At 71.0% G+C, this 17,036-nt stretch carries 15 protein-coding genes; 7 read left to right on the top strand and 8 right to left on the bottom strand.

Annotation, left to right across the window (positions count from 1 at the left end; genetic code table 11):
- Positions 1-129: 129 nt before the first annotated feature.
- A complete protein-coding gene (locus POL72_RS26195; protein ID WP_272098301.1) occupies positions 130-1,311 on the top strand; it encodes a hypothetical protein in 1,182 nt (393 codons plus the stop codon).
- Positions 1,312-1,402: 91 nt separating this feature from the next.
- Here POL72_RS26195 and POL72_RS26190 read toward each other — a convergent pair whose 3' ends face one another.
- Positions 1,403-1,939 carry a VOC family protein gene (locus tag POL72_RS26190; RefSeq protein WP_272098300.1) on the bottom strand — a complete coding sequence of 179 codons (537 nt, stop codon included), beginning with the start codon at positions 1,937-1,939 and terminating at the stop codon, positions 1,403-1,405.
- A gap of 341 nt (positions 1,940-2,280) precedes the next feature.
- Between POL72_RS26190 and POL72_RS26185 the strand changes: the two genes are divergently transcribed.
- The 4 genes from POL72_RS26185 (at position 2,281) to POL72_RS26170 (ending at position 6,673) form a co-directional block, all read left to right on the top strand.
- On the top strand, positions 2,281-3,300 hold the full coding sequence (locus tag POL72_RS26185) for an AraC family transcriptional regulator (protein WP_272098299.1): 1,020 nt from the start codon (positions 2,281-2,283) through the stop codon (positions 3,298-3,300).
- Positions 3,301-3,320: 20 nt separating this feature from the next.
- Entirely contained in the window at positions 3,321-3,983 is a 663-nt protein-coding gene (locus tag POL72_RS26180; RefSeq protein ID WP_272098298.1) for a spermidine synthase family protein, read from the top strand.
- Positions 3,980-5,521 carry a spermine/spermidine synthase domain-containing protein gene (locus POL72_RS26175; protein WP_272098297.1) on the top strand — a complete coding sequence of 514 codons (1,542 nt, stop codon included), beginning with the start codon at positions 3,980-3,982 and terminating at the stop codon, positions 5,519-5,521. The genes POL72_RS26180 and POL72_RS26175 overlap by 4 nt, the downstream gene beginning before the upstream one ends.
- Before the next feature lie 372 nt (positions 5,522-5,893).
- On the top strand, positions 5,894-6,673 hold the full coding sequence (locus POL72_RS26170; protein ID WP_272098296.1) for a hypothetical protein: 780 nt from the start codon (positions 5,894-5,896) through the stop codon (positions 6,671-6,673).
- Positions 6,674-6,715: 42 nt separating this feature from the next.
- Here POL72_RS26170 and POL72_RS26165 read toward each other — a convergent pair whose 3' ends face one another.
- The 5 genes from POL72_RS26165 to POL72_RS26145 all read right to left on the bottom strand — a co-directional run bounded on the left by POL72_RS26165 (position 6,716) and on the right by POL72_RS26145 (position 13,550).
- The gene (locus POL72_RS26165) at positions 6,716-7,204 is read right to left on the bottom strand and encodes a hypothetical protein (RefSeq protein WP_272098295.1); all 489 of its coding nucleotides are present in this window, start codon (positions 7,202-7,204) and stop codon (positions 6,716-6,718) included.
- An 11-nt stretch (positions 7,205-7,215) separates the two neighbouring features.
- Entirely contained in the window at positions 7,216-8,922 is a 1,707-nt protein-coding gene (locus POL72_RS26160; protein ID WP_272098294.1) for a DUF2330 domain-containing protein, read from the bottom strand.
- Positions 8,923-9,133: 211 nt separating this feature from the next.
- Positions 9,134-11,176, bottom strand: coding sequence for a G8 domain-containing protein (locus POL72_RS26155; protein ID WP_272098293.1), 2,043 nt, complete (start codon positions 11,174-11,176; stop codon positions 9,134-9,136).
- 21 nt (positions 11,177-11,197) lie between these two features.
- Positions 11,198-12,907 carry a hypothetical protein gene (locus tag POL72_RS26150; RefSeq protein ID WP_272098292.1) on the bottom strand — a complete coding sequence of 570 codons (1,710 nt, stop codon included), beginning with the start codon at positions 12,905-12,907 and terminating at the stop codon, positions 11,198-11,200.
- A gap of 115 nt (positions 12,908-13,022) precedes the next feature.
- A complete protein-coding gene (locus POL72_RS26145; RefSeq protein ID WP_272098291.1) occupies positions 13,023-13,550 on the bottom strand; it encodes a MerR family transcriptional regulator in 528 nt (175 codons plus the stop codon).
- Between the two features lie 179 nt (positions 13,551-13,729).
- Here POL72_RS26145 and POL72_RS26140 point away from each other — a divergent pair, with 179 nt between their 5' ends.
- Together POL72_RS26140 and POL72_RS26135 are read left to right on the top strand one after the other, a co-directional pair.
- A complete protein-coding gene (locus tag POL72_RS26140) occupies positions 13,730-14,806 on the top strand; it encodes an aldo/keto reductase (RefSeq protein WP_272098290.1) in 1,077 nt (358 codons plus the stop codon).
- Positions 14,807-15,100: 294 nt separating this feature from the next.
- Positions 15,101-16,264 (top strand): hypothetical protein, encoded by a 1,164-nt coding sequence (locus POL72_RS26135; protein WP_272098289.1) that lies wholly within the window; start codon positions 15,101-15,103, stop codon positions 16,262-16,264.
- A 197-nt stretch (positions 16,265-16,461) separates the two neighbouring features.
- Here the strand turns inward: POL72_RS26135 and POL72_RS26130 are convergent, their stop codons facing one another.
- Both POL72_RS26130 and POL72_RS26125 read right to left on the bottom strand, forming a co-directional pair.
- On the bottom strand, positions 16,462-16,722 hold the full coding sequence (locus POL72_RS26130; protein ID WP_272098288.1) for a hypothetical protein: 261 nt from the start codon (positions 16,720-16,722) through the stop codon (positions 16,462-16,464).
- 25 nt (positions 16,723-16,747) lie between these two features.
- On the bottom strand, positions 16,748-16,912 hold the full coding sequence (locus POL72_RS26125) for a hypothetical protein (protein ID WP_272098287.1): 165 nt from the start codon (positions 16,910-16,912) through the stop codon (positions 16,748-16,750).
- Positions 16,913-17,036: the final 124 nt, after the last annotated feature.

The raw sequence follows: 17,036 nt of genomic DNA, 5'->3' as shown, positions 1-17,036 counted from the left end.
GCTGCGGCACGCGCGTGGGTAGGGTAGCGCTCGCGTCGCAGAGGACCCGTTGCGCATCGCTGGGGTCCTCCCCTGCCCCGACGGACATCGTTGGATGATCGCCGCACCAAGTTCTGGCATCCTGGCAGGATGCGCCCCGGGGCAACACCGCCGCTCGCCGCCGTATTGACCCTCGCGTTGCCGCTGCTCGTCGCGGCGTGTGCCCCCGCGAGCCCCGGCCCCCCGGGCGCCGCCGGCAAGGCCGCGGCGCCGCCGAGCTCTCCGGTCCTCGCGACAGCCAGCGCGCCTTCAGGCCCGGGAGGCCCTGAGCCTGCCGGCGCGGCGTCCGCGGGGGGAGCGCAGGCCGATGGCGCGCAGGGCGCCGCGCCCTCCCCCGCCCGAACCGAGCCGGCCCCTGCCATCTCGGCGGACGAAGCCGAGGCCATCCTGTTCCCGGACGACGCCGCCGCCCACCGAGACGCCATCGACGCCTGCCGGCACCGGAACGCCGGGACCGTGGCCGCGCCCGGCCCCGGGCACGAGCGCATCCGCTGCCTGCTCGCGCTCCGCTACCAAGGCGACCCGCAGGCCTCGGCGAGCGCAACCGCGCTCTTCGACCAGAACGGCAGCGTCGCCGGGCTGGAGCGGGAGCACATGATGGACGGCGGTTACCGCGGCATGCTCCACCTCGTCCCGGAGCTGCCGGTGCGCGCCGAGCGCCGCCACCTCGAGTGGACGGTGTCGGCGATCGCCGACTTCGACGCCTTCGTCGCGGATCTCGCGGGCGCGGCCAGCTCACCCGTGCGCTACCGACATCGCGCCCTCGCGCTCCGGTACTTCCGGTCCGTGCGGGCGCGGACGCCTTCCGCCTATGCCTCGGGCTGGACGGTCGCATACAACCTCTCCGGCTCGCTCCACCGCTCCGCGGACGACGTGCGGGAGACGCTCTTCCACGAGCTCTTCCACCTGAACGACGTCGCGCACGGCGGGTGGTCCCAGGCGGCGCTCTCGCCGATCTACGACGGCATCGTCGCGCGCTGCGGGACGAGGATCTCCTGCCTCACGCCGTACTCGCCGAACGAGACCATCGTGAAGGGCGGCACGTATTACTCGTTCCAGCCAGGAAACGGCGTCGTGGAGTACGCCGCCGAGCTGGCGATCCGCTACTACCGCGAGCAGCGCGCGGCGCTCCGCGGCAAGCGGCTCTCGAAGGCGCCGTTCAAGTGCGGCCCGCCGGAGAACGCGCGGGCGTGGTCGCTGCTCTCGGGAGAGTTCTTCGGCGGCGCAGATCGGGTGGCGCCCTGCCGGGAAGGGGCGCCGGCAGCGCCCTGAGCCACATCGCAGCACGCGATCTCGCCGTCCCACGCGCCGCACATGCCGTGACGATGGGGCGCAATCACCGGCCTGGTCGCGCGCAGGCGCATCACCCCACCTGCGACCGGTGGACGACCGAGGGTCGCGGCAGCTCGAGCGGCGGCATGGGATCGAAGAGCGAGCGCTCCGCGTCGGCGACCTCCTCGGCCGAGAAGGCCCGGAGGGTCTGGCAGAACTCGACCATGATGCCGTTGGGATCGATCGTGCAGATCGAGCGGCAGAACTCGTGATCTCTCTCGGTCACCTCGAGGCCGTGCGAGAGCCATCGCGCGAGCATCCGACCGTAGAGCTCACCCGTCGGGGCGCTGAAAGCCAGGTGGTTCATCCACACCGGCAGCCCGAGCCCTGTCGAGAGATCCGTCCTGAAGCGCCCCCGCACCGTCTCTTCGTGCACATCCCAGAATGCGAGCAGCGGACCATCGGGCTCGCTGGTCCGATACAGGGCGTGCCTCGCCCAGCCCCCATCGCGGCTGCCCTCGTAAGGCACCGCGATGACCTTCACGAGACGGAACCCCATGGCCCGGGTATAAAACCGGTGTGTGGCGACCAGATCGCTGGTCGCCAGCGCGATGTGATGCACCGCCATCGTCCCCCCTTTGCGTGCATGGCAAGGATGCCACGAGCCGGAGCGCTCGTTCAAGCTGGATTCCATGCAATCGGTCGAGCGATCGCGAACCGAGGCGCGGGCGGTGACCTCGGTTAGATCGGTTACGTCGGGTCTCCCGGTGTCCCCACCCCATCGAGCATGAAGGATTCCGGCGACAGGGAGTCCTTTGCCCAGGACGACGGCCCGGCGCGCCGTGCCCCGGACGCTCGACCAGCCCTGGACAGCGAGGCGGCGGGTGCCTCGGGGACCCGCAGCCGCCCGGGGGCTCGGCGGGATCGGCGCTGAGCCCCCGGGCGGCTGCGCTATCCTCGGCGCAGGCCATGTCCGACGGCGATCTCGTGTTCGCATCCATGCCTGCCGGGCTCATCGCCTTCGCCTCGTCGTGCGGAGTCCCGCAGGAGGATCTCCTTCAGGCGGCCGGCGTCGCGCCCGAGATCCTTACCGCGCCCGACGAGCTCGTGCCGTATGCATCGCTCTTCTCGCTCTGGGAGCTCCTTCTCCAGCGCCTCCCCGGCGAGCCTCTCGGGCTGCTTTATGCGCGCTGCATCCCGGTTTCGGTCGTCGGCATCGTGGGGCACGTCCTTCGCCACAGCGAGACCGTGCGGCAGGGCGTCGCCGTCTATGGCCGCTTCTGCCGGCTGATGGACCCGTACCTCCGCATCCTCCTCGAGGAGCACGGCGGGGTCGCGCGGCTCGCGCTCGAGCACGAGCCGCGCGTCGTCGCCATGGCCGAGCCGATCGAGATGATGGTCGCGACGCTCGCGCGCTTCATCGCGCTCTACCTCGGCGGCTCGGCGAGGCCGATCGAGGCGCTGTTCCGCCATCCTCGCCGGCACCCGCCGTCGCTCTACGAGGAGGCGATCGGGGCCCCCGCCCGCTTCGAGGCGGGCGCGACGGGCCTCGTCTACGATGCGCGCGTGCTCGACGCGCCCGTGGTCGGCGCGGACCCGTCGGTCCGCGATTACCTCGTTCGCCACGCCGAGCAGCTCCTCGCCGCGCGCGCGGCGCCCGCCAGCGCCGCGACGCTCGACGCGCGCGTGCGCGCCCGCATCGACGAGCGGCTCGATCGCGGCGACGTGGACCAGGAGGGGGTCGCGCGCTCGCTGGGCATGAGCACGCGCTCGCTCCAGCGCGCGCTCAAGGACATCGGCACCTCGTTCACGGCGCAGCTCGACGAGGCGCGGCGGGGGAAGGCGCTCGATCTCGTTCGCCGGCCTGACCTCGCGCTCCAGGAGATCGCGTTCCTGCTCGGCTATGGCGAGCCGCGCCATTTCTACCGCAGCTTCCGTCGCTGGACGGGAACGACACCGGGAGAGTACCGGCGCGCCCGCGTCCGCTAGCTCCGTGTGGGAGAGCAAGCATGCCTTCGCAGACCCTCTCGACCAAGCTCGCCCCGCCAGCCGCTGAGCAGCTGAAGGCGCAAGCCATGGAGCCCTGGCTCTTCCCGGTGTTCTTCCTCTCGGGCTCGGCAGCGCTGGTGTATCAGGTCGTCTGGCAGCGCGCGCTCTACGCGATCTACGGCGTCGACATCCTGTCGGTCACGATCGTCGTCACCGCGTTCATGCTCGGTCTCGGCCTCGGGAGCCTCGCGGGTGGGGCGCTTTCGCGCCGGTACCCGCAAGCTGCGGTGACGCTGTTTGCGCTCTCCGAGCTCGGGATAGGCCTCTACGGCGCCTTCAGCCTTCGCCTCTTCGCCCTCATTGCAGAGGTCACGCACGGCATTGGCCATGTCGCCACGGGTGGGGTGGCCTTCCTGCTCGTGGCGCTCCCGGCCATGCTGATGGGAGCCACACTCCCCCTCCTGGTCGCGCACGCCGCGTCGCGATCGCGTAACGTCGGTCGCTCGCTAGGTAACCTGTACTTCACCAACACGCTGGGCGCGGCGTTCGGTGCCATTCTGGCGGCGCGCTACCTGCTGGGCGGGCTGGGCCTCCGGGCCACGGCGGAGGTTGCCGCGGCGCTCAACGTATTTCTCGGTGTGCTCGTGATGGTTCTGCGCCGTGGGCGTCGCGGCGAGCCATGAGGCTCCTCGTTGCCGTCCTCGGCGCCACGCTCGGCGGCTATCTCGCGCTCTCGCACGAGGTCCTCTGGGTCCGGATCTACGGCTTTACGGTCGAAGGCGCTCCGGACGCCTTCGGCTTTCTGCTCGCGGCCTACCTCGCCGGTCTGGCCGGCGGATCGCTCCTCGCCGGTCGCTACTGCCGGAGCACGGCGGTGGAGCGCTCCGGACAGCTTTACCGGGTGGGCGGGGTGATCTTCGCCGGGGCGCTCGCGGCCTTCCTCGTGGCCCCCGTCGTCGCGCACCTGGTCGGCCGCGGTGTGGAGCCGGCCTCGACGCTGCCTGTCTTCGCGCTCGCCAGCACCTGCCTCGGCGCGGGGTTCCCGCTCCTGTGCCACTTCGGGATCCGCGCGGACGAGCTGGCCGGCGCGCGGCTGTCCTACGTCTACGTCGGCAACATCGTGGGCTCGACGCTGGGCAGCCTGGTCACCGGCCTCGTGCTGCTGGATGTCTTGCCTCTGCGCGAGCTCAACGTGGCCCTCGCGATCGCGGGCGCCGCGATCGGCGCGATGCTCATGCTCTCAGCGTCGACGACGGCGCGCTCGCGCGTGTTCAGCGGCGCCATCTTGGTCGCCGCCATCGCGTCCTTCGTGGGGTCGGCGCCGACGCTCTACGGCGACCTCTACGAGAAGCTCCTTTACGGGGAGGAACACCGCGAACACGGTCGCTTCGCCCACGTCATCGAGCGTCGCGAAGGCGTCGTCACGGTCTCCCGGTCGGGCACGGTGTACGGCGGCGGATCTTACGAGGGCATCACCAACGTCAGCCCGCTGCCGGAAAAGGACGAGAACCGGGTGCTGCGGGCCTATCTGGTGTCCGCGTTCCATCCCCAGCCGCGCGACATCCTCATGATCGGCCTCGGGTCCGGCTCCTGGCTTCAGGTGCTGGCGAACGACCCCGACGTCGAGCGCCTCACCGTGGTCGAGATCAACCCCGGGTTCGTCGAGGCGGCGCGGCGCGCGCCCGTCGTCGCGAGCGCGCTGGACAACCCGAAGGTGGAGCTCCTCATCGATGATGGCCGGCGCTACCTGGGGCGGACCTCGCGGCGCTTCGACGTCATCGTCGAGAACACAATCGTGTACTGGCGCTCGTATGCCTCGATGTTGCTCTCCCGAGAGATGATGGATCTGTCCCGCCGGCACCTGAAGCTGGGCGGCGCGCTCTACTACAACACCACCATGTCCACCGCGGCTCAGAAGACCGGGGCGACCGTATTCCCCAACGCCCTCCGCTACCAGAACATGCTGATCGCGAGCGACGGTCCGATTACCATCGACCACGCGCGCTTCGAGAGGAAGCTCGACGCGTGGCGTATCGACGGTCGTCCCGTGCTGCCCGCCGGCAGCAGCGCCGCGCAGCTCGATCTGCTGAAAGAACAGGACTGGCGCGGCGGGCCCACCTGGGAAGGCCGGGAGTCAATCCTGCTGCGGACGCAGGATGACCCGATCATCACCGACGACAACATGGCGACCGAATGGTGGGCGTTCGGCACGTACCCCTAGCCCGACTTTCGCAGGACGCACCCCCCGAGGCGGGCACAGTACCTCACGAGCCGCTCCCGCCCCTCATCGGCCCATCCCTCGATCCGTACCGCAGCTTGCACATTGAAGCCGTCGAGCTCCACCGTGAGCGGTCTCCGCCGCTTCGCCTCGAGCGACTCGCTCGAGACGGGCTCTCCGCGTCAAAGATACCTCGGCGAGGGTAACCATCACGCGTTGGAGCACGTCGGCGCGAACGAACGATTCTGCGTCGCGGCTTGACGTTGGAACCATGGCGCTCGCTTGACAATCCATGGCGGATTTGCTCCGCTCGTCGTGGGCGTTGCGCCCCTCCTTGGACGTGACTACGGCGTTCGCCGAGCTGAACGACTTCGCATGACCCACGATGCTCCGCCTGGAGCGGTGAGCGACCGCTTCGACATGTTCACGCGCGCAGAGCGCGCGGACCTCGGCGCCCTGATGGATGTCCTCGTCGCGCAGGCGTGGGCCGCGACGCCGTTCATCTACTCCAACGACGTCGAGGACGCCTATCTGGAGATCATCCGGGAAACCCCCGCGTTCACGTTCGGCCTCGTCGAGAGAGCGACGGGGCGCCTGGCCGCGGTCGGCAACGCGGCGCCGATCGCCGTGCGGAGCGACGATCTGGCGGCGCTGCCCGACAGCGGCTGGAAGTGGCAGGTCCTCCGTGCGAAGGCGGTCCGCGACGGCGAGCCGCCAACCCACTTGGGCGCCTTCACCGCCTCGGTGTCGCCGCTGTTCCGCGGCCAGGGCGTGAGCGCGCTCGTGCTCGCCGGCTTCAAGGCCCTGGCGAGGCGATCGGGCCTCGCCGGCGTGCTCGCCCCGGTGCGCCCCCCGTCCAAGGCATCCTGCCCAGGCATCGACATCGAGGAGTTCCTCGATCGCGCCCGCGAGGACGGCTTGCCCACCGACCCGTGGGTCCGAACGCATCTCCGCGTTGGGGGCCGGATCGCCGGGACTCCTCGTTGCGCCCTCGTGGTCGACCTGGAGCTCGATTTCTGGGAGGTCTGGCTCGGCAGGCCTATCTTGCCTTCCGAGCGCTCGTTCGAGATCCCCGGCGGCCTTGCCCCCGTGTACGTCCAGGGTCGGCGCGGGCGTTATGAGGAGCCAGCCATCTGGGTCGTTCACTCGCTCTGACATGGATCTGCTGGACCAGGCTGGCGATGTGGATTTCGGGTGCTACGGCCGCCCAGCACAGGCCTCGTCGCTGTCCCATCGAGGGCGCACCAGCCGCTCGGCGGTCGCAACCGCGCCTCGCGCGTCGGTCACCACCCCCCTGATCCGGAGCGGTAGACCGATGGCACAAGCTGGCTCGCGAAGCACGGCCGGCCATCCGATGAACTCGCACCGGCCGTCCTCGAGCTCCGTGAGCACGATCCTCCCCCGGCTGGTCGTCGCCGAGGACGGATCGTCGATCACGGTCGTCGTGACCTCGAGCTGGACGCCCTCGGGCTCGACGCCGAGCGTACGAAGGCTGGTCCACACGTGCCAGCCGCCCTGCGCGCCGTGGGCGAGCTCGACTTCCTGGCCGTCGGCCAGCGGCTCGAACTGCCACTCGCCGGTGCCGAGCTCGGCGACTCCCTGCGCCGGCGGCTCGTCCCCGCCGGCGCAGCCAGGAGCGAGCGCGAGGAGCACGGCGAGGCCGGCGGCGAAGGTCGAGCAGGCCACGGCGCGGACTCCTACGAGCGCCGGCGGCGGCGCACGGCCACCAGCAGGCCGAGCAGCGCGCCGCTGAGGCCGACGGCGCTGCCAGCATGACCGCCGGCGTTGCAGCCTCCAGAGGCGGCCACGACGGCGGGGGGCGGCACATCGACGGGTCGACCACCCGGCAGCGAATCGGGCAGCTGCGGGACGCGCCGGTCGTAGAAGGACGCCGGGACGGGCTCGTCGGGAAGCACGCAGGTCGTCGCGCGGCTGCCGTCGGCGGCGATCGCGCCTACCGCCACATAGCCGGTCGAACAGCGGCAGGTCGGCGTCATGTTCATGGGCACGCACTCGCCGTTCGCGCCGCAATCGAACGTCGCACAAGGATCCGCGAGCGGCGGCGCGTCAGGTAGCGCCCGGTCACCGGGGTTGAGGAACGACATGCGGAGGTCCTGGCAGGTCACCGTCGGCCGGCCCGACGGATCGAACGTCGTGCGCGCGGTCGTCCCGGGCACGCACGCGCAGGCTGCGACGGGCTGGGCGCCGTCTGCGCCCTCGACGACGCGGCACAGGCCGCCTGCGCCGCACGCCGCGAAGTCGCACGGCGACGCGGCGCCGGCAGCCTCGGCGCCGGGAGCGCCCACGCACAGGTCGCGGTCATCGACGTAGCGCGGGAGCAGGTGGGTGTTCGACACCACGGGACCGTCGGTGCGCCGAAAGATCGGATCGACGGTCATCTCCTCGGGCGACAGGCGGGTATAGAGCCGGGTGATGGTCGTGTTGCCCTCCAGGAGCGGCAGCAGCGCGTCGCGGGCGGCCACCTGCTGCTCGTCCGAGCTCATCGTGTTGCGGACCTGGTCGGCGATGCCGATCGTCGGTCCGCTCATCTCCGTGACGAAGCCGCGACCGCCGGCCTCATCGACGCTGCGCGCGACGAGCGCCGTCCAGTTCGTCTGCACCGGCCACTGGTTCGCGCTCCAGACGATCTGGTCGTCGTCGATCTCGACGTCCGTCCAGTTGGCCGGCCCATAGCGCCGGTCGCCGAGGATCATCACGGTGATCCCCATCTCCGGCTCGGCCGCGATCGCCGTCAACCGGATCGGGATCGACGGCGACCCCGACGGAAGCGTGAAGCGGAACGGCTGGATGTCGGTGACCTCGGCGTCCGGCTTGAGCCGCAGCGCGAGGAACTTCATCCCCTCGCTCGTATAGATGCCGATGTACGGCGCCATCGCGTCGTTGACGCGGAAGTTGTTGTCGCGAAGCCAGTCGATGAGCGCCGTGGGATCGGTCGACTCGACCACGGCCACGTCGTACGGCCCGACCTCTTCCCGGATGTGCACCGCGACGTCGCCGTCGTCGGTGCCGCCTGAAGTGGACCCGCCCCCTGCGGTTGCCTCGGGGAAGGCAGGGTAGCAGTTCGGGTCGTTGGGCCACTGGAACTGCGGACCTGTCGCTGTATCAAGGGCGGTGAGCGCAAGCTGCGGGAACACAGCGAGGCTGTCCACCGCCGGCACCTCGGCCAGCGGGACCACCCAGGCGAAGTCCGGCGCCGCGCCCGCATACTGGATCTGCGTCACCATCGTGACCGAGCCATCCTGATTCGTCGCGAACAAGATCCGCTCCGCGGTCTGGTCCACCGGCTGTCGTCCGCAAAAGAATCCGCCGCACGCCTCAGCGGGTCGTGGCGCGGTCATCAGCGCCGCCGCCGCCATCCCCATAGCCACCCCTAGCTTGCGCATGGTCTACCTCCTCCTCACCCGACCGCTCGGGCGAACGCCCCCAGGCAAACATGGTACCATGCACAAGCAAAGGCGATTCCTGGGTACGACGCCGGGAGCGACCGATCCAGGGGGACGACCGTCGTCGACGCGGCGCTCCTTCTCCTATGGTCAGAGGTCAAACATCATCCGGTGCTCGACCCACACGCGGCTGTCGGCGCTTCTCGCCGCATCAACGTGGAACGAGCCACGCGTCGAACGGCGCGAAGTAGGCGCCCCCCTCGACCTCGTTGTCGGCGCGGTAGAGATCGAAGTCGGCCGGCAGGTCCGGGAAGTCGGGGCTGGAGAAGCCGCGCACCTCCCAGGTCGAGTAGCGGTTGAACGTCTGCCCGAAATCGAACGGCAGCACGCCCGGCGGGAATACCGGATCGACGAAGCGCAGCCACACGCGCAGGCAGTCGGGATCGGCGGGGTCCTCCTCGTCGCCGCCGTCGCACGCCTCGTGGAGCTGCGTCACCGCGACCGGACGATCGCCCGTGAACGTCACGTGGTCGAAGATCGCCGGCTTCTCCTGGATGAACACGTAAGCCAGGATCTTGATGTCGTCGACGGTGCCCCCCTGCAAGCGGGCCGTGTCGTCGAGCGGGATGGCCTTGACGCCGATTGACGCCAGCCCGTTGTCCACCGCCACGACGTCGGAGAACAGCAGCGGATTCACGTAGGCACCCCAGAGGACGCCGTAGTGGCCGTTCGACCAGAACGCGTTGTCGCGGTACGCCGGCTGCGCGACCTCGATGTTGTGCCAGATCATCGCGCCGTGCCCGCGGACGTGATGGGCGACGTTGCCGTCGAAGACGAAGTCCGCCGGCCGCCCCGAGCCCCCCTCCTGCCAGCCGAAGCCGGAGACGTCCTCGCCTGTGCCGTCGTAGCCCACGCCGACGGCGACCGAGTCGCGCGCGCCCGAGCCCTCGCCGCCCGACACGGCGATGCCGGTCATGCGGTGGTCCACGCGGATGCAGCCGTCGACGCGCTCGGGGATGCCGACGCGCGCGGCCAGCACGTGGTCGAGGAGCACGCCGGCCGGCGCCTTCTCGCGATCGTCACAGAACGTGCCGCACGCGCCGTTGTCGTAGAACAGGCCGAAGCCCACCCCCTGGGTGTCGTAGCCGGCGACGTCGCTGATCTCGATGTCGTTCGACTGCTCGACCATGATGAAGTGCAGCTCGCCGCCCCAGATCGCCGCGTGACGCACGAACGAGCCCGCCGAGGCGTCCTTCTGCTGGTGGAACCAGAGCGGCGCGCGGCGGGCGGGGAGCGCGGTCCCCTCGGCGCCGCCGCTGCACGGGATCAGCGGGCCGAGCCAGCGGAGCTCCACGCTGTCGAGCTGCGCGTGCCCCTGCTCGGCGACCAGGATGTGCGCGTGTGCGGTGTCGTCGGCCGAGCGGATGACCACGTTGCGCGACAGGTTCGCGGCCTCGGCGCGGCGCAGGCAGTCCGCGCAGCCGTCGTGGGTGAACGCCGGCGCCTTGGCCAGCGTCACCTCCTTGCCGTCGACAGCGGCGATGGTCCCCTCATCGAACTGGTCGACCGCCACGTCGCCGCCGGCGAGCGGGGCCGACGGGGTGAGGACGACGCGATCGCCGGCCTTCCACCCCGACGCGTCGTCGACGGTGAACACCGCGTCGCCGTCCCCCGCGCCCTCGACGAGCTTCCCCCACGCGCGCTTGGGCGCGCCGGCCGCGAGAAGGCGCCCGGCGCCCATGACCCACACCCCGACGTCGCCGCCGACGACGGAGATGGGCGTGTCGACCGACCGCGGGCCGTCCCCTCCCTCCACCGCGCTGGGCGTGCCGGCGTAGTCCTCGTCGTGCATGCCGGTGAAGACGATCTCGGCGGTCACGCCGTCGGGAACGCGGTCGTCGGGCGTGCCGTAATCGACGGTCCCCTCCACGACCAGGTTGCCGTGCAGGGTCAGCGTGGCCGACGCCTCGCGCGACGCGTGCAGCGTGCCGCCGGCCTCGACCAGGACCGTGTGCGCCTCGGCGGGGCAGTCGACGACGACGACCTTCCCTGACGGGATCACCACGTCGGTGTCCGCGCCGGGGAGCGCGCCGCCCCAGGTCGTGGCGTCGCAGAAGGAGCAGGACTCGCCGTCGGGGCAGTCGGCGGTCGGACCGCCGGGGCCGCCGGCGCTGTCGAGGCCGTTCCCCGAGCTGCCGCAGGCCGCGAGTACGGCGGCGGCCACGAGTGAGAGCGCGAGACGTGTTCGAACCATTGTTCCTCCAGCAATCGCCGCCTAGGGACACGCCGCCAGGTCGGCGGCGACCTCGGGCGGCGCGAGCGCGCGCAGCTCCGCGCGCTGGTCGAGGGCGAGCCCCTCACACCCATCCCGCCAGGCGTTGCCAAGGACCACGTGATGATCGGACGTGAGCGTCCCGCCGCCGGCCAGGAACGCTGCCTCGCGCGCGAAGAAGCGGCGCAGCAGCGCGGCGCGGATCGGGCCGGGGACGCGCCGCAGCGGCACGGCGAGCAGGCGCACCGGCCCGCGATCGGTGCCGAAGTCGTCGGCGAGCGCGCCCTGCGACTCCTCCAGGCTGCCGACGAGGTGGAGGTAGATGATCGTCCACGGGCCGGCGCCGGCGCCGTCGGCGGCGGTGAGGACGTCCTTCCAGTTCAGCGGTCGATCGCCCGACGTGTGGCCCCGGCCGGGGTTGACCGCGGCCTGGGCCACCCACCAGGAAAAGGTCTGCGCCATCGCGTCCGGCACGGCGTCGGCGAACGCCGCCTCGAAGAACGCGAAGCCGACCTCGTAGGGGAAGGCGGGCCCGCCGTCGGGGAAGCCGCGGTCCGCGCCGTCGAAGCCGCCGTGGCGCCGCTGCCAGTCCCACAGCTTGATCGCGGCGTAACGCAGGAGCTCCACGCGCCCGGCGTGATCGCCCGTCGTGATGAGGATCTCCTTGCCGATCTGCACCGCGGCGGTCTCGAAGGCGCGCGCCGCCTCGAGCGTGCCGTCGCGCTCGAGCGCGGCCTGCGCCTCGGCGAGCCGGCCGTCGTCGCGCGTGAACCAGGTCTCGTCGATCCTGCGCGGCAGCCAGCGCATCCACGACGGCGTCTCGACCGGGAGCGCGATGGCCGAGGTGTCGAGCGACGCGGCCAGGTCCCAGGCCGGGTCCTCGGGGAAGCCGCCGGGGAACAGCGCGGCGCCGAGCGCCTCGTCGGAGTCGAGCACGGCCTGGTGCCCGGCGCCGGCCGCGCCCGCGTGCTGCGGGCCGGGCTGGAACGGTGCGTCGATCACGCGTCCGACGGGGGGGACGGCCAGGGAGCGCACGTAGCTCGCCACGTCGGCGGCCTCGGCGGGGGTGAACAGGTGGTGCTGGGCGCGCGCGATCACGCTGTGGTTGGAGAACGCGAAGTAGGCCAGGTCGGCGCCATCGTCGGCGTGGCAGCGCGCGCACACAGGCCCGCCGTCACGGCTCTCCTCGGCGAAGAAGCGCCGCCCGCGCTCGATGGCGCCGGCGTCGGCCGACGGCGCGGTCCAGGCGGCGGGGTCGTCGGCGAGGAGGTCGGCCGTCCCCCGCAGCCCCCCGGCCACCACGGCCACGTCGATCACGCGGAACCCGGATACGTCGCGGACCTGGCGGTCGTAGCGGAACACCACGCGGTTGGCGCCCGCGCGCAGCGTGCCGTCGGGGAGCGGGAGCGTGGCGGTCGCGTGGCCGCCCGACGGCCTGCGCAGCCCCGGCGCGGCGAGGTCGATCGGCGCCGCGTCGTTCACCACCACGTAGGCCGCGTCGGCCTCGACGACGTTGTGCACCGTGAGCGCGAGCCCGGCGCCCGGCGCGGAGGCGACGTCGCCGGGGACGTCGATCGTGACCGCGACGGCGGCACCCGGCGCGCCGAGGACCTCGATCGGGAGCGAGGTCGCGGTCGCGATCGCATCCTCGTCTCCATGCGACGCGCACCCCGTCAAGACCACGGCGAGCGCAAGCTGGGCGAGCCGTCGCACGGCCGCAGCATATCAGTGGCCGTCGAGGGTTTGGTCAGCCTCAACGCCGAGGAACAATACACCCACACCCTCCCCGGGGATCGCACGCGCGCACAAGGACTGGCACGATCGGCGATCAGGCGCTCGGCACGAAGGCCGCCGGCTGACGGCCGGGCGCGGGCGCGTCACGGCCGCTCTTCTCGGCGAGCTGACGCTCCAGCTCCTCGTACATTCGCACCTTCTTCTCGATGCCGGCGAGGTGGGCCTGCTGCTCGGCGAGCTTCCTGGCCACCTCGTCGCGGTGCGCTTCGAGCAGGGCGCGACGCTCCGAGATGGTCGCGTCGCCCCGGCGCGCGAGCGTCGCGTAGGCGAGCATCCGCTGGATGGGCATGCCCGTCTCGTGCAGCCGGCGGAGGAAGACGACCCAGCGCACGTCGTCGGGACCGTAGCGGCGGTGGCCGCTGCGCGCCCGCGCGATCGGCTGGATGAGGCCGATCCGCTCGTAGTAGCGCAGCGTGTGCGTGCTCGTGCTCGTGGCGGCAGCGACCTCGGCGATGGTCAGCCTGTCAGCCGCTCCCGAGGGCGCCTCGGCGCGCTCCGCGGGAGGGGGGCGGACGTCGATGGCGGAGAGCGGAGGGCGATCAGCTGCTCGGCGGGGCTGCACTGGACCTCTCCTTGCCGCGCGGGGGAGGGCCGGCGGCGTTTCGGCACCCGTCACGGTAAAAGCTCGAGCGCGCTCGAAGTCAAGGGCGCACCCGGCCCCGTTTTGTTTCGCCGTCCGCTCCTTGACTTCGAGCGCGCTCGAAGACTTACCCCTCCGGGACACACAAGGGAGAAGGCACGATGCGATACAAGCTCCTTGGGAAGACAGGCCTCTACGTGTCCGAGCTCTGCCTCGGCACCATGACGTTCGGCGGGAAGGGCTTCTGGCAGGTGATCGGCGCGCTCGGCACCAGCGAGGTCGAGGCGGTCGTGGGCACGTCGCTCGACAGCGGCGTCAACTTCATCGACACGGCGGACGTCTACGCCGAAGGCGAGTCGGAGCGGCTCGTCGGCGGGGCGCTCAAGGCGCTGGGACGCCCGCGCGAGCAGGTCGTCGTGGCCACCAAGGTGCGCGGACGCGTGGGCCCGGGCGTGAACCAGATCGGCCTATCGCGGGCGCACATCCTCGCGAGCATCGACGCGAGCCTCCAGAGGCTCGGGCTCGATCACGTCGACCTCTACCAGATCCACGGCGTCGATCCCGTGACGCCCATCGAGGAGACGGTGCGCGCCCTCGACGACGTGGTGCGCTCGGGCAAGGCCCGTTACGTCGGCTTCAGCAACCTGCCCGCGTGGCTGGCCATGAAGGCGATCGGCTTCGCGCAGGCGAACGGCCTCGCGCGGTTCGAGAGCGCCCAGGTCTACTACTCGCTCGCGGGGCGCGACATCGAGCGCGAGATCGTGCCCCTGGCGCAGTCGGAGGGCATCGCGATCCTCCCCTGGAGCCCGCTCGCGGGCGGCATGCTGTCGGGCAAGTTCGATCCGGAGAAGCCGGGCGGCCCTGACGGCGCGCGGCGCACGAGCTTCGACTTCCCGCCCGTCGACCGCGCCCGCCTGCCGCGCGTGCTCGGCGCGCTGCGCGAGGTCGCGGGCGCCACGGGCCTGTCGGTCGCGCGCGTCGCGCTCGCGTGGCAGTTGACTCGCCCCTTCGTCACCAGCGTCATCATCGGCGCAAAGACGCGGGAGCAGCTCGCCGACAACCTCGCCGCCGCGGAGGTCACGCTCTCTCCCGAGCATGTCAAGCAGCTCGACGAGGCGAGCGCGCTGCCGCCCGAATACCCCGGCTGGATGCTGCAGTGGCAGAACCGCGACGTGCGCGGCGTCCCCGGCGGGCAAACGGTCGCGGATCGCGCCCGCCAGCACCAGACGAACAAGTAGCGGGCCTCATCCCCGAGGGCTCCGCGGGTCAGTCGCGGATCCGGCGTCACCATTCCGGGAGAGAGCGGTTCGCTCGGGCTGAGCAACTGGGTTGGCGCCGCGCGCCGCCGTGTTGGCATGGAGCGCGCTCAGCCCACTTCGGACACCGCAGGAATAGCGCTCTTCTCGGCCTGGAGAGCAGCACGCTCACTGGTATGCGTGTTGCCAGCACCGCCCGTGATGTGGCAATTGAGGTCTCTCCATCTCCCATGGTTGACGCTCGCCGCCGTGGCGTGCGGCACGGATCCCGTGGCGGTGCTCCCCCGGACAACCTCGCAGCTGGTCGAGGGCGGAAAGCTCACTGAGGAGCGCCCGCAGGTCATCGTCCTGGTCGTCGATGACGCTGACACGGCCGAAGCCGCGCAGCTCCGCGAGCGCGTCGCCCAGAGCATGCGCGCGAGCCTCCTTGCCGTGATCGAATCGCGGTGGGGAACATGTGGCAGCGCGGATCCGGCCCAGTGGCACCCCGGCGATATCCGGGTGGTCGTCGCGCGGCCGAGCGCGCCCGACGCTGCAGCGCTCCTCACCTCGCGGGAAATCCCCGCGCTCGCGTGGATCACGCAGACCTCGCACGAGGAGGAGGTCGAGGCGGTGATGGCAGGCGTGACAGAGGCGCTGGGGCAACGCCTGGCCGAGCCCGGGGAGGAGTACCGCCCGCTACGGACGGCCAGGCGCGCGCTGGAGCTCGTCACGGGCGCGCTCGCACCCGTGGGCGAGGCGGAGGTGGCCCTCGTCAGGTCACTGCCCCAGGACAGGCTCGCGAGGCTGCTCGTCGCGAGCACGCGGGACGACGAGGGGCCCGGGCTCATCGCCGACGAGGTACCCAGCCAGACGGCGCTGTCGATGACCCTGGACACGGAGGTGGTCGGGCCTTTCACCACGCCCGATTGGACCTGTCGCACCGTCGACCGAGGCAGCACGCGACTGGAGGCGTGGAGCGAGCTCGTGCGCGCGGAGCCGATCACCTCGCGCTGCGACGATCAGGACACGTGGGACATGCTCCTTCACCCGGGGTGGGCCGATTGCGGCTTCATCTGCCAGGCCCACCCGCTCGCCGTGGACGCCGGAGGTGTGGTCGCTTGCAACGTCATGATCGATCAGGCCGATCTCGAGCGCTGCGATGCCGCGCGAGGCCAGCGCGATCCAGGCGGGCAGCCCACGTTCGTCGAGCGCGGCGGCGCGGAGCTGCGCCGCTGCGAGGTCGTGCAGCTCGCCGGCGCCGACCTGGAGAGCTGCCGGCATTCGCTCGATTGTCCGGGATGCCCGAGCGGCTTCTGCGCGACCGAGGTGCCGGAGCTCGTATCGCAGTGGAGCTGCGAGCGTTCGGATCACCCATGGCCGCTCCGGTTCATTGGCGGCGCGATCGAAGGCCGTCGAGGGTGGATCAACATTACATGCAGTACCGAAGCAGGAGAATGAGAGACGACATCGCGCGGTGCGCCGTGCCCGGTCGTCCATACCTCGCTCCGAACCTGACAATTCCCCTCATTTTGTTGACATTTTGAGCAGAAAAAAATCAAACAGGGAGTCGGGGAGGCAGGGAGATTGGTGGGATTTCACTCCCCGTCTCCCCGGCTCCCTGTGAATTACCCCGAAGAGGAACCAGCAGGGTCGGTTCAGTCGAGGATGGTCCAGGTGGCCTTGGCGGTGCAGCCGTAGGCATCGAGCGCGCCGGGGTGCGAGAGCGGGACGAGCTTGGTCTGCCCCTTGGCGAGCGGCCCGGTGACCGAGCGGGTGTAGGGCCCAGGATCGCCGTAGTAGTGCGTGGCCGTGAAGGTGATCTTCGCCGAGTCCGGAACGGCGAAGAGCGAGGTGTTCTTGATCGCGGCGTTCGGGTTGAAGATGCTCGGAAAGGTGATCGAGCACGAGAGGTTCACCGTCTTCGTGACCGGGCCGCCGCCGTCATCCCCCCCCGGGGCCGATGATCGCCTCGGCGCCCTCCCCCACGACCTCGGTAGCGTCGCTCGCGCCCTCATCGGCGCTGTCGCCGTCGAGCGGCTCGGCGACGCAGCCGACGAGCGAGAAGGACGAGATGAGCGAGCAGAGGAGCAGGTTCTTGAGCTTCATGGTGGTGTATCCTTGGGTCGGGGTTCACGCTCACGAGATCGCGTCTCGGCGGCCTCTGGCGATACCGAGTCGCCTGCGAGGCCTTCGTCGCTGTCTCGCGGCGTCGCATCCCGATAGAGCAACC

Origin of the sequence: Sorangium aterium (assembly GCF_028368935.1) — a bacterium.
GTDB classification, from domain to species: domain Bacteria; phylum Myxococcota_A; class Polyangia; order Polyangiales; family Polyangiaceae; genus Sorangium; species Sorangium atrum.
This window is presented reverse-complemented; position numbering and strand designations above follow the sequence as displayed.

What these genes read in the sequence shown, in the direction of transcription:
- POL72_RS26195 (WP_272098301.1), top strand. Translation starts at nt 130, where the DNA reads ATGCGCCCCGGGGCAACACCGCCGCTCGCCGCCGTATTGACCCTCGCG.
- POL72_RS26190 (WP_272098300.1), bottom strand. Translation starts at nt 1,939, where the DNA reads ATGGCGGTGCATCACATCGCGCTGGCGACCAGCGATCTGGTCGCCACA.
- POL72_RS26185 (WP_272098299.1), top strand. Translation starts at nt 2,281, where the DNA reads ATGTCCGACGGCGATCTCGTGTTCGCATCCATGCCTGCCGGGCTCATC.
- POL72_RS26180 (WP_272098298.1), top strand. Translation starts at nt 3,321, where the DNA reads ATGCCTTCGCAGACCCTCTCGACCAAGCTCGCCCCGCCAGCCGCTGAG.
- POL72_RS26175 (WP_272098297.1), top strand. Translation starts at nt 3,980, where the DNA reads ATGAGGCTCCTCGTTGCCGTCCTCGGCGCCACGCTCGGCGGCTATCTC.
- POL72_RS26170 (WP_272098296.1), top strand. Translation starts at nt 5,894, where the DNA reads ATGACCCACGATGCTCCGCCTGGAGCGGTGAGCGACCGCTTCGACATG.
- POL72_RS26160 (WP_272098294.1), bottom strand. Translation starts at nt 8,922, where the DNA reads ATGCGCAAGCTAGGGGTGGCTATGGGGATGGCGGCGGCGGCGCTGATG.
- POL72_RS26155 (WP_272098293.1), bottom strand. Translation starts at nt 11,176, where the DNA reads ATGGTTCGAACACGTCTCGCGCTCTCACTCGTGGCCGCCGCCGTACTC.
- POL72_RS26140 (WP_272098290.1), top strand. Translation starts at nt 13,730, where the DNA reads ATGCGATACAAGCTCCTTGGGAAGACAGGCCTCTACGTGTCCGAGCTC.
- POL72_RS26125 (WP_272098287.1), bottom strand. Translation starts at nt 16,912, where the DNA reads ATGAAGCTCAAGAACCTGCTCCTCTGCTCGCTCATCTCGTCCTTCTCG.